Genomic DNA, 11,702 nt, shown 5'->3' with positions numbered 1-11,702 from the left:
CTCTTTGAATCGCAGGATTTGATAAATATGGCTTTTGGGTTGTTTGCCCGTGAGTATTGATCTTTTTACTTTTCATCATGTTTTATCAGCACAGGGAGAAGAAGAGCGGTCAGGAAAGACCTTTTCACTCCCGGACTTACTTAAGGTGGTTGTAGCGTTGGGGATCCACCTCTTCCCATTCCGAACAGAGAAGTTAAGCCCAATGGCGCCGATGGTACTGCACACAAAGTGGGAGAGTAGGTAGCCGCCGTCCTTTATCAGAAAAGCCTTCAGGAGAAATCCGGAAGGCTTTTTTTATTTATAACCAGTTGACCAGTCAATCACCGGAAGAATGATCAACCGGAATTCATGATAACTCCACTAATTCTTCCTCGCAACCGGTAATTTTCTCCAACCTGTCATTGCGAACGATATAGGTATTTTCTATTCCCACAGCGCCGATTCCCGGAAGTACAAATTTGGGTTCTACGGCAATTGTCATACCTGCTTCCAGGATTTCCTTCGAGCGGGGTGCAAGAACGGGCGGTTCATTAATCTCCAACCCTACTCCGTGCCCTACAAATTTGGCCTGTTGTGCTGTTCCCATGAAATAACCGGAAAGGCCGCTTTCCCTTACCATCATTTCTGCCAGAGAATAAATATTGGCACAAGGTGTTCCCGATTGGCTTGTTGCGGAAATGGCATTGCAAATATTGATGGAAACCTGATGAGCTTTGTGGGCAATATCGGGTACAGTACCAATAGCGAATGTCCGGGTCATATCACTCATCCACGGGCGGTAATTGCCCGCCATATCTACCATCAACGTAGTTCCGGGAATAAGTTTCGTACCGTTGGCTCCAATTGGCAACAAGGGGGATAATCCTTGGCCGCCAAGTGCGAAATCAAACGGGGAAGCGGATTGAGCATTGTCACCGGTAAGAATGCTGCCCATAAAGATATCCATGTTCTCTCCGAAAGTTCTAAAAATACCTGACGAACCGGCTAAACGCATTTCTCTTTCCAGCTCGATCTGAAATTCGATATCCGTCATCCCTTTGCTATAAATATGCGGGATTTGTTTGTAAACCAAAGCATGAATATCGGCGCACTCGCGCATCTGTTTGATCTCAAACTCCGATTTAACACTTCGGATACGGCGCATTTCTCCCGAAACATTTATCAGTTTGGGCATTTCAAGGGCTGTCTGAATCCGTGAAACGGTGGAAAACGACAATACATCGTTTTCCATCATCAGCCTCCTGGGCAACGGAATTTTTCTCTGGTGCAGAAGATCGGGAAGCTGTTCGGGCTTTCGGATGTAGGTAATATTGTCACCTTTGATGCCGCTGGGGCGTTTTACGAACAAAACCGGATCCCCTTCGGGTTGGACAAAAACGAAACCGTCAAAAATAAAACCAAGCAGGTAAAATTGGTTTACTGTCGTGGAAATCAGGCATGCCTCAGCTTGTAATTCCCGGATAGTTTGTTGGAGCCGGGATAGTCTTTGACTGGATTCTTTCTTATTTATAGGATTCATGAAACAACTCTTTTTTTGATTTTCAAATATAGTCAATTCTCGTGTGAACGGAAACCCTCTTTCCCAAAAAAACTTAATCTTATTCTGTCAAATGTTAGGTTTCATAAATGCATTTGCTGACGTAGAACAAATGAAAAATAAAAAACCTATCTTTACGGTGTCAATTATTGCTCAAGTGAACGGAAAAATATTAATAGTCGAAGACGACATCTCTTTTGGAACGATGCTTCAAAAGTGGTTTGAGAAGAATGGATTCTCCGCAAAGTGGTGTGCGGGAATGGTATCGGCTCAGGAATCGCTTGCCGATTCAACATACGACATTGTCTTATCGGATTTGCGCTTGCCTGACGGTGACGGGATAATGCTTCTTTCCTGGATGCACGAAAGGTATCCGTCGGTGCCGGTTATAATAATGACCGGATATGGTGAAATACAGACGGCCGTTTCAGCCATAAAACTGGGGGCTTTTGACTTCCTGGAAAAACCCATCAATCCGTCTGTTCTCGCAGAGAAAATAGAGGCTGCTTTCAAGGACAGGAAGGAAACGGAGAACATTCTAAGGAAGCATTCGCAGGAAAAAAAGAAGAAAGAGAAGCGAGGAGGTACGGTAGAAGGATGCAGTCCGCTGTCCTCCCGTATGTACTCTTTTATAAACACCGTTGCTCCCACTTCAATGGCCGTGATGATTATTGGCGAAAGCGGTACGGGAAAGGAACATGCGGCAAGAATGATTCACGAACGGAGCCAGCGTGCCCATGGCCCGTTTATCGCAGTAGATTGTGGAAGCTTATCCATTGAACTGGCGCCAAGTGAGCTGTTCGGACACAAAAAAGGTTCTTTTACCTCCGCCATTGAAGATAAAGTAGGCTTTTTTGCAGAAGCAAATGGCGGTACGTTATTTCTGGATGAAGTGGGAAACTTGCCGTACGGCGTCCAGATGCAGCTCCTCAGGACCTTGCAGGAAAAAAAGATCCGGCCGGTGGGAGCGACTACCGATTTGGAGGTAGATGTGCGAATTGTTACGGCTACCAATGAAAATCTCGAGAAAGCGATTGCCCATGGCCGTTTTAGAGAGGATCTGTTTCATCGACTCAATGAGTTCATGATTGAGGTTCCGCCACTGAGGAGTTGCAAAGACGATATTCCGTTGTATGCCGAACATTTTGTTGACGAAGCAAATGCCGAACTGGATAAAAAAGTGAGGTTCATCTCGGCTAAGGTCTTTTCCCGGTTGGAAACCTATTCTTGGCCAGGCAACCTAAGGGAACTGCGAAATGTAATTCGCCGTGCGGTACTTTTTTCACCCGGTGATACGATTACGTTGGAGAGTCTACCGTTTTTATCGGAAAAGAGTGTTGAAGAGAATAAAGAGGCAGATGTATCCTTGAACGTCTCGCCCGAAGAAGAAAAAGAAAAGATAGTACGTGCTCTGGAAAAAACCAAAGGAAACAAATCCCGGGCAGCAATTCTATTGCGTATAGACCGAAAAACTCTGTACAACAAGATTCGCAAGTACGGCTTATAGCGGAAAATGACGATTGTCAGAATAAATATTCCTTTTTAATAGCATCGGCAAACGCTCTTATTTGACGAATGCTTAACGACAAATCTTCTTTCCAGGAAGAATAGGTAGTTTCTTCCTCTCCCCTGAGTGAGTCCATTTTTATCAAAACCTCACACAAATGAGGGGCATCAATCTGACTGATAAAAGGATGGATCTTGTGGCACAATTGTTGAGCTCCCTGAAAGTCGGATGCTTCAATCAACCCGGTCAGATGTTCGGTATCCTTATAGACGGTTGTAACGAAGGTTGATAGGATTTTTTTGATGGTTTCGGTGTCATCTCCGAATAAAGAAGCCAGTTGCGGAAATTTTTCACCAAGCGAGGGAGGATGGTTCGTAATGACCTGTGTTTCTCCGGAGAGAACATCAATAAACTTGCCCATCCGGATGGGCTTTGTTATAAATCCGCTGAATCCTTCCGAAACGGCCTTTTCGGTGTTGTAATCATCGTAGGCACTCATCAGCCAGACGGGAATGCAGGAATTAATTCTACGGATTTTGAGCAAAATCTCATTTCCGGTGATGTCAGGCATCTGCATGTCTGTGAATACAATGTCAAACAGGGATATGTGATTTATAAAGCCGTCCACGTCACGGGTGTTGTTGCAGATTTTTACCTTAAATCCCTGTTTCGAGAGAAATTCATTTATCAGTTTCCCCAAGGTTATATCGTCTTCAAAAACGAGTACTTTCCTGTAAACGTTGTTGCTGTCCTGATGGCTGTTTTTACTTTCGTCCGGTATTTTTTCTGCGGGGTGCAGGGGCAGTGTTATAGTAACGCAGGTGCCTTCGTCCTTTTTCGACTGGACGTTTATTTCACCTTTCAGCGAATGGATAAGCCCGTGCGTTACGTACATTCCAAAGCCGTTTCCCTCAGCTTTTAGCGGATTTTTCACACGGGAAAATGGTTTGAATATCTCCCGGATATCGCTTTCATGCATGCCGATTCCGGTGTCACTGATGGAAAAAATCAGGCTGTTTTCGTAACTTAACCGGACATCGATTCTTCCCTTAACGGTGTATTTTACCGCATTGGAGATAACGTTTATCAATATCTGCCTGAGAACCGTGTGGTCTGTTTCAACATAGAAAGGCGATTCAACCCGGTTTTCAAACTCGATATCCAGTTCTTTCCCTTCGGTCAGCGGCCTGAACATCTGTATAATTTCGTCCACCAGCTCTGTTAAATTGAACCGGCTGTTGTGTAGTTCTCCCGCATTTCGTTCCAACCGGGAGAATTCGAGTAAATTGATGAGCATGCTCAGGATGTGTTTTCCGGAGTTTTGGGCCGATAGCAATTGTTTTTTCATGCTTTCCGGAATTTTTTCTCCCTGCCACATTTCCATATATCCCATCATGGAGCTGAGTGGAGTCTTAATGTCGTGTGAAACGGAGAGAAGTAACTTGTGGCGGCTTTCCATCAACGATTCGGTAAGCTGTTTCTCCTCGGCCAGATCGAGGCGGGCCTTCTGCCCTTTTTTCAGGTCGTCAACGATGAGAAAAATGATAATAAGGATCAATACCAACGACAGGGCACCTACAACAACCGCAAACGTGAAGATTTTGCGTGTGAGCAGTTCACTGCTCTGGATCCCTTCCCGTGTGACGCGTGTTATCTCGTTGTAGAATTTAGTCAACAGCTGGGATATTTGCAAGGAAATATTTTTTTCGGCTAGAATAAGTTCCCGTACCTGTTTTTCGATGCCCGACAGTTGAGATGAATAGGTTTTTGTGGCAGCTTGAGACATGTTTTTCAAATCGGTGTATACTCCGGTATCGATCCTGGACGTGAGCCGGGTCTCCTGTTCCACCCGAGCAATGCTTACGATGGTATCGGGAGCACGGTTCGGGTTGACTAAATTTTTAAAACGGGTCCAAAATCCTTTTTTATCCTTTACAACGATGGTGGTGTCCTGGTTTGTCGTAACCACCACAGAATCCTGAATGAACTGATCGTACGTCTCAATTTTTTTATCGAGTTCACTTATAGGACTTCGGGAACGGAACTGAACGATAAGCTGATTAACGATTTTGTTTTTTTCGTGTAACAGCGAATCGATGCTTTCCAGGTAGACATCTTGATTTCTTTGTGATGCCAGTTTTTTTAATTCGGTTATCTGGAGAGAAATTGTTGTCGAGATAGAATCGTATTTTAACTGAATCTTTCGGTGCGGATTTATTAAATAGGCGTTCAATGACTCCTGGGCTTCCTGAACAGAAAGTACCAGCTGGTTGCTTTGCGCTAAAACATTGTAAGCACCGGAAATTTCTTCTTTTTGAGTGTCTACATACTTTTTCAGGTTGAAGGAGTAGACAAAAATCCCTGTGACATAAAGAATGATAATGAGAAACAGTAAACTTATTTTCACTCCTATCCGATGCTCTAAAGAATTATCCGATCCCATTTGCATTATCTGTTTTTCGCTCAAAAATACACAATATTTTTTGTTTCGTTGTGCCGTTGCCTGAATCTTGTGTTCATTTCTTCCCCTTATTGTCATGCACCTCTGGATTTTATGTGGAATTTCATCCGAAAAATGTGGAGATTTTCTACACTTCTACACCCGGTCCACAGTTTTTAAGGTACGGTGCTTTGTCCTATTTTCAATATAATTCGCTGTTTCTTAAATGGATATGCTTCCGCTGCATACTTGTGAAGTTTTTTTGTACGGTATTTGATTATCTTTTTTTGTACGTTTAATTAAACAGAAAAAACTTAATTGAGAATTTCTAAAATTAATCATTATGAAAAAAGTTATTTTATCCATCGCTCTTGCTGCATCAGGTATTTTTACATCAACCTCAGTTCAGGCAGCAAACACAGTAAATACAACAAACGAAAAACCCATCATAGAAGTTACCCTTGACGATGACGGTTTTGTAGATGTTAAATTCGAAGAATTGAACGAAAAGGTGCAGGCGGCCATCAATGCATTAAAAGAGACTTACGATATTGACGTGATCAAGTACAATGCGGAAAAACAAATCACGAAAGTGAAAGTAACCAACAAGGAAGATCAGTCCCAAAAGAAAATTTATTTCGATAATGAAGGAGTAGAAACCCCCTGGGAAGAGCCCGTTAAAGACATTGAACAAGAAACAAAGACCGAAGAAGTTTTATAAAGAGCAGTCTGTCAGACACTACACTATCACTCAATCCTCGCCGCTTTGGAATCAAATCGGTGAGGATTTTTATTGTTTACTCCAGATTTCCCAGGCTGCCAGCGCTTGTAATTCCAGCATTTCTGCCCCGTTTTTAATCGTAGCGCCTTGTGTCTTTCCTTTTTTCAAAAATAACGTTTCCGACGGGTTGTAAATCAAATCGTAGAGCAGATGCTCGTGTGTGAGAAACCGGTAAGGGATATCGGGACATTCCTCATCCTTGGGAAAAGTGCCAATGGGAGAGCAATTTACAACAATCTTGTGTTCGAGTAAGACTGCTTCGTCTATTTCGTTGTAGGTAAACCGTTCGTCTGAGCCTGTCCGGGAGACATACTTCCAGGGGATGTTCATCTCTTCGAATACCTGGCGAACGGCTTTCGAGGCCCCCCCCGTTCCCAGTATCAATGCTTTTTTATGAAGCCCGGGACGAATGAGCGGCTCGATTGATTTTTTAAATCCCACATAATCGGTATTGTATCCGGTGAGGTGATAAAAATACATGTTCCCGGGTTCACGTTCGATTTTTATCGTGTTTACGGCGCCGATACGTTGAGCCTCGGGGGTTATCTCGTTTAGAAACGGGATAACCTGTTCTTTGTAGGGAATGGTTACGTTCAGCCCGCGCAAGTGTTGATTGAAAAGAATGACTTCGCGCAGTTGAAGAATATCTTCAATTTCGAAATTCAGGTATTCAGCCTCCACACCTTCCCGGGCAAACTTTTCGGTAAAAAATTTGGATGAGAAGGAGTGTTTTAGCGGAAAGCCGATTAATCCGTAAGTGTGCATCCTTTATTTTTCTGCCATATATAACGTTGCAATCCCCATTGTAAACCGTCTCAGCCGGATGTTCCGGAACCCATTTTTTTTCAGGATCAGCATCATTTCCCTGCCTTGCGGGAAGGCGGCGATGGATTCGGGTAAATATTCGTAGGCCCGTTGCTCGGTGGCCATTGTGTTCGACAAGACGGGCATCACGTACTTCGTATATAGCGAATAGAGTTCTTTCATGGGTGTTGCTTCGGGGGTGGTCAGTTCTATAAAAAGGAACACTCCTCCGGGTTTGAGCACACGCAGCACTTCTCCGAAACTCTTATCGATGTTTTCAAAATTCCGGATACCGAAAGCAGCAGTGACAGCGTCAAATGATTGATCGGGAAAAAAAAGTGCGGAGGAGTCCTGCCGTTCAAACGTGATGACGCGTTCCAGGCCTTTTCGTTTTACTTTGTCTCTGCCTACAGCCATCATCCCTTCGGAAATGTCAATGCCTATAATGCGTCTGGGTTGAAGGATTTTTTTTGCCAGGATGGCAAAATCACCCGTCCCGGTGGCGATGTCGAGAATATATTCAGGCCGGTACGGTTTTAACGCCTTTATGGATTCCTTGCGCCAGTAATCGTCTATTCCCAGGGAAAGGAGGCCATTAAGCTTATCGTAGTTTGGCGCAATTTCGTTGAACATCGCCTCCACTTGTTCCTTTTTGGAAGTACCCGTTTCGTAAGGATGAACTTTTTCTACGTCGTAGGTCATTTTGTTTTATTTTTATTTTTCGAAAAAAGCCAGGACATTCCGTTCAATTCGTGCCTCCAGATCTCTGGCATCGGCTTTAACGAATTCTTCACCGGTTATTTTTTCGAACAATTCGATGTACCTGTCCGATACGCTGTTGCAGTATGCAGCAGTCATTTCGGGAACTTCTTGTCCTTCCTGGCCTTGAAATCCATTATCCATCAGCCATTTTCTGACGAACTCCTTCGAGAGTTGCTTTTGTTCTTCCCCTTTTTCGAACCGTTCCTTGTAGCCTTCGCTGTAGAAGTAGCGGGAGGAGTCGGGCGTGTGGATCTCGTCGATCAGGTAGATTTTGCCGTTCTTTTTACCGAATTCGTATTTGGTATCTACAAGAATCAGTCCTTTCTCGGCAGCCATCTCGGTCCCGCGCTGAAAAAGGGCGTATGTGTATTTTTCCAGTTGTTCGTAATCTTCCTGGCTGACCAGCCCCTGGGCAATGATTTCTTCACGCGAAATATTTTCGTCATGACCTTCATCAGCTTTGGTTGTAGGCGTGATAAGCGGGGTTTCGAACTTTTGATTTTCTCGCATCCCTTCGGGCAGGGTCAATCCGCACAGCGTACGCACCCCTCTTTTGTATTCGCGCCACGCGCTTCCGGTGATGTATCCGCGGATAACCATTTCTACCTTGAACGGTTCGCATCGTACCCCAACGGTAACCATCGGATCGGGCGATGCCAGCTTCCAGTTGGGGACGATATCGGCGGTGGCATCGAGAAATTTTGATGCAATCTGATTGAGAACCTGTCCCTTATATGGAATTCCTTCAGGCAATATAACGTCGAATGCTGAGATCCGGTCAGTGGCAATCATTACCAGTGTATCTTCGCCGATGCTGTACACATCGCGTACTTTTCCGTGGTAGACGTGAGTCTGCCCGGGAAAATTGTAATTGGTTTTTGTAAGGGCGTTGAACATAATCAGTTGATTTTCGATTTCGGATTTATTATTTATTTTTTTCTTTATCAGGTAAATTGTCCGGCGTTTCTTTCTCGTAGGCCTCTACAATCCGCTGTACGAGTTTGTGGCGGACGATATCTTTTTTATTGAACTCCACGGTGGATATTCCTTTGATACCTTTCAGCAGACTCATTGAATGAATTAGTCCCGATTGTTGAGACGCGGGCAAATCGATTTGCGTAATATCTCCCGTAACAATCATTTTTCCATTCAGCCCCAGCCGGGTAAGGAACATCTTTATCTGCGGTTTGGTCGTATTCTGAGCTTCGTCGAGAATAATGACCGCATCATTCAGCGTGCGTCCACGCATAAAGGCAAGTGGTGCAATCTGAATAATCTTGTTTTCGATGTATTCTTTGAGTTTCAATGGAGGAAGCATATCTTCCAGTGCGTCATAAAGGGGTTGAAGATAGGGATCGATCTTTTCTTTCATATCACCCGGAAGGAAACCCAGCTTTTCACCGGCTTCAACGGCCGGGCGGCTGAGTATTATTTTTCTGACTTGTTTGGTTTTTAACGCTCTTACAGCCAGTGCAATAGCGGTATATGTTTTCCCTGACCCGGCAGGGCCGATGGCGAAGACCAGGTCGTTATCGTCGAACACCTCCACCAGTTTTTTTTGGTTTGCCGTACGCGCCAAGATCGGTTTTCCGTTGAGCCCGTGAATGATCAGGTTATCCAGGTTCACAACCGTTGGTGCTTTCCCTTTCACTATATCCAGGATGTCTTCCTCTTTCAGCACGTTCATCTCGATGCTGAATTTCTCCAACTCGTGAACCTTTTCTTCGAAGGTAACCAGTTCCTCCTCATCGCCAATAACTTTGATTACATTGCCGCGGGCCACAATACGAAGTTTTGGAAACAACGTTTTCAGTAACTGGACGTTACTGTTGTTTATCCCAAAAAATACAACCGGGTCTACATTTTCGAGAATGAGGATACGTTCGATCATTTAACGCTGTTTGTAAAGTTCAACGAATATTGATACACTTTGTTCTCCTGTCCTTCTATATAATTGATAAACGCATTATTGACCAATCTGTTTCCGCCCGGAGTAGGATAATTGCCCGAAAAATACCAGTCGCCAGCGTTGTTGGGACACGCTTTGTGCAAGTCGTCGATGGTTTGAAACACAATTTTTACTTCAGCCTTTATGTCCTTGTCGGTAAGCATTTCGGCAATCTTATCCGAAATTTCTTCATCCGAAAAAGGGGCATAAATCTCTTTTACATAATTCACGATTTCTTCTTTTTTCTTCCGGCTCTGAACAACACATTTTTCATATACACTTTCTATAATATACTGCATACCCCGTTCTTCCAATAGTTTGATTGCCGCTTTGAAAGCAATGAATTCGCTCATGCGCGACATGTCGATACCGTAGCAATCGGGATAACGGATTTGCGGAGATGAAGAAACAATAACGATCTTCTTCGGGTCCAGCCTGTCCAGAATCTTGATAATACTTTGTTTCAGTGTCGTTCCGCGCACGATACTATCATCAATAATAACCAACGTGTCCTTTCCGCGCTTCAGTGAACCATACGTGACGTCGTAAACATGGGCTGCCAGGTCATTTCTGGATTTTCCTTGTGCAATGAATGTACGCAACTTTATGTCTTTTATCGCGACTTTTTCCGAGCGTACCCTTTTGGCCAGGATCATTTCGACTTCGCCGGGAGTCAATTGGTCACGTTTCTCGAGTAACTCAACCGCCTTGTTGTGGTTGAAATGTTTTTCCAATCCTTCGAGCATCCCGAAGTATGCTACTTCGGCGGTGTTGGGGATGAACGAGAAAACCGTGTTTTCAAAATCATTGTTTATTGTCTCAACAATTTCGGGAACAAGAAGTTCGCCCAGTTTCTTCCTTTCGCGGTAAATATCATAATCCGAGCCACGTGAAAAATAGATCCGTTCAAACGAACAGGGGGTTATTTTTTCTTTTGGTTCCAGAATCTGTTGGGTTGTGATCGTTCCGTTTCGTTTCACGATAAAGGCTTCACCGGGTTGTAATTCGTGAACATCATCTTTCTTGAGGTTAAACGCCGTTTGGATGACCGGGCGTTCCGATGCTACCACCGCTACTTCATCGTCAAAATAGTAAAAAGCCGAACGAATTCCCCACGGATCACGGAGGGTGAACGTGTCGCCGCAGCCGATAAGGCCACAAAGCGCATATCCGCCGTCCCATAATTTGCTGGCACGCTTCAGAAGAAACGGAATGTCCAGTTTTTCTTCGATACGGTGGCTTACCTGCTGGCCGTTCAGGTCCGATTTTTCTATTTTATCGTATTGGTATTGCACCTCCCTGTCGAGGTAATGCCCGAGCGATTCCAGCATCACAAATGTATCGGCATAATCGCGCGGATGTTGTCCTTCCGAAATCAACTGTTCGAACATTTCGTCCACGTTCGTCATGTTGAAGTTTCCGGCGAGCGCCAGACTGCGCGAAGCCCAGTTGTTCCGGCGCAGCAGCGGGTGAACATACGTCAAGCCGCTTTTTCCGGTGGTGCTGTAACGAAGATGCCCGATAAATAATTCGGAAGCAAACGGAACCGAACGTTTTACGAATTCGATATCCTGGAGTTGCTGTGGAGTAAAATCCTTGAATGCATCGTGTACTTTCCCAAAAATCTCTGAGATAGCACCCGATCCCAGTGCTCTTTCCCTGAAAATAAATTCATTACCGGGAGCGGCCTCCAGTTTTACGGCACCCAGGCCGGCACCTTCCTGCCCACGGTTGTGCTGTTTTTCCATCAGCAAGTAAAGCTTGTCCAGACCGTACTGCCACGTTCCGTATTTTTTGTAATAATAATCGAGGGGTTTTAGTAGGCGGATCATTGCAATACCGCATTCGTGCTTGATGATGTCAGTCATTGATAAACCTTTCTGAAATTAAGGCACAAATTTAAGGGTATTTGGGGAGAAAATG

9 protein-coding genes and 1 rRNA gene are annotated in these 11,702 nt (G+C 44.4%); 3 read left to right on the top strand and 7 right to left on the bottom strand.

The genetic code is table 11. The annotated features are described in order from the left end of the window. The first annotated feature begins 141 nt into the window (after positions 1 to 141). Positions 142 to 253, top strand: a 5S ribosomal RNA gene (gene rrf / locus KCV26_03550). A 93-nt stretch (positions 254 to 346) separates the two neighbouring features. Here the strand turns inward: rrf and KCV26_03545 are convergent. Continuing rightward, positions 347 to 1,519 (bottom strand): aminopeptidase P family protein, encoded by a 1,173-nt coding sequence (locus KCV26_03545; protein WZX37474.1) that lies wholly within the window; start codon positions 1,517 to 1,519, stop codon positions 347 to 349. Positions 1,520 to 1,694: 175 nt separating this feature from the next. Here KCV26_03545 and KCV26_03540 point away from each other — a divergent pair, with 175 nt between their 5' ends. Then, positions 1,695 to 3,044, top strand: a complete 1,350-nt coding sequence (locus tag KCV26_03540) for a sigma-54-dependent Fis family transcriptional regulator (GenBank protein ID WZX38312.1) — start codon at positions 1,695 to 1,697, stop codon at positions 3,042 to 3,044. A 16-nt stretch (positions 3,045 to 3,060) separates the two neighbouring features. Here the strand turns inward: KCV26_03540 and KCV26_03535 are convergent, their stop codons facing one another. Then, positions 3,061 to 5,583, bottom strand: a complete 2,523-nt coding sequence (locus KCV26_03535) for a response regulator (protein WZX37473.1) — start codon at positions 5,581 to 5,583, stop codon at positions 3,061 to 3,063. A 244-nt stretch (positions 5,584 to 5,827) separates the two neighbouring features. Between KCV26_03535 and KCV26_03530 the strand changes: the two genes are divergently transcribed. Then, complete coding sequence (locus tag KCV26_03530) at positions 5,828 to 6,205, top strand: hypothetical protein (GenBank protein ID WZX37472.1); 378 nt, start codon at positions 5,828 to 5,830, stop codon at positions 6,203 to 6,205. 69 nt (positions 6,206 to 6,274) lie between these two features. On the opposite strand, the gene KCV26_03525 is transcribed toward KCV26_03530, so the two are convergent. The 5 genes from KCV26_03525 to KCV26_03505 are packed head-to-tail and all read right to left on the bottom strand — an operon-like array spanning position 6,275 to position 11,647. Continuing rightward, on the bottom strand, positions 6,275 to 7,030 hold the full coding sequence (locus tag KCV26_03525; protein WZX37471.1) for a shikimate dehydrogenase: 756 nt from the start codon (positions 7,028 to 7,030) through the stop codon (positions 6,275 to 6,277). 3 nt (positions 7,031 to 7,033) lie between these two features. Further along, on the bottom strand, positions 7,034 to 7,771 hold the full coding sequence (gene ubiE / locus KCV26_03520; GenBank protein ID WZX37470.1) for a bifunctional demethylmenaquinone methyltransferase/2-methoxy-6-polyprenyl-1,4-benzoquinol methylase UbiE: 738 nt from the start codon (positions 7,769 to 7,771) through the stop codon (positions 7,034 to 7,036). A gap of 12 nt (positions 7,772 to 7,783) precedes the next feature. After that, a complete protein-coding gene (locus KCV26_03515) occupies positions 7,784 to 8,728 on the bottom strand; it encodes a phosphoribosylaminoimidazolesuccinocarboxamide synthase (GenBank protein ID WZX37469.1) in 945 nt (314 codons plus the stop codon). A 28-nt stretch (positions 8,729 to 8,756) separates the two neighbouring features. Beyond that, complete coding sequence (locus tag KCV26_03510; protein ID WZX37468.1) at positions 8,757 to 9,722, bottom strand: PhoH family protein; 966 nt, start codon at positions 9,720 to 9,722, stop codon at positions 8,757 to 8,759. Continuing rightward, complete coding sequence (locus KCV26_03505) at positions 9,719 to 11,647, bottom strand: amidophosphoribosyltransferase (GenBank protein ID WZX37467.1); 1,929 nt, start codon at positions 11,645 to 11,647, stop codon at positions 9,719 to 9,721. Before KCV26_03505 ends, KCV26_03510 begins: the two co-directional genes overlap by 4 nt. Between the last annotated feature and the right edge of the window lie 55 nt (positions 11,648 to 11,702).

Origin of the sequence: Petrimonas sulfuriphila, from assembly GCA_038561985.1 — a bacterium.
Taxonomy (GTDB): Bacteria; Bacteroidota; Bacteroidia; order Bacteroidales; family Dysgonomonadaceae; genus Petrimonas; species Petrimonas sulfuriphila.
The sequence above is the reverse complement of the archived record's forward strand: the minus strand, read 5'-3'. Positions and strand labels throughout refer to the sequence as shown.

Excerpts from the sequence above, each read along its gene's own strand:
- KCV26_03545 (WZX37474.1), bottom strand. The coding sequence starts at position 1,519 with ATGAATCCTATAAATAAGAAAGAATCCAGTCAAAGACTATCCCGGCTC.
- KCV26_03535 (WZX37473.1), bottom strand. The coding sequence starts at position 5,583 with ATGACAATAAGGGGAAGAAATGAACACAAGATTCAGGCAACGGCACAA.
- KCV26_03530 (WZX37472.1), top strand. The coding sequence starts at position 5,828 with ATGAAAAAAGTTATTTTATCCATCGCTCTTGCTGCATCAGGTATTTTT.
- KCV26_03525 (WZX37471.1), bottom strand. The coding sequence starts at position 7,030 with ATGCACACTTACGGATTAATCGGCTTTCCGCTAAAACACTCCTTCTCA.
- ubiE (WZX37470.1), bottom strand. The coding sequence starts at position 7,771 with ATGACCTACGACGTAGAAAAAGTTCATCCTTACGAAACGGGTACTTCC.
- KCV26_03515 (WZX37469.1), bottom strand. The coding sequence starts at position 8,728 with ATGTTCAACGCCCTTACAAAAACCAATTACAATTTTCCCGGGCAGACT.
- KCV26_03510 (WZX37468.1), bottom strand. The coding sequence starts at position 9,722 with ATGATCGAACGTATCCTCATTCTCGAAAATGTAGACCCGGTTGTATTT.
- KCV26_03505 (WZX37467.1), bottom strand. The coding sequence starts at position 11,647 with ATGACTGACATCATCAAGCACGAATGCGGTATTGCAATGATCCGCCTA.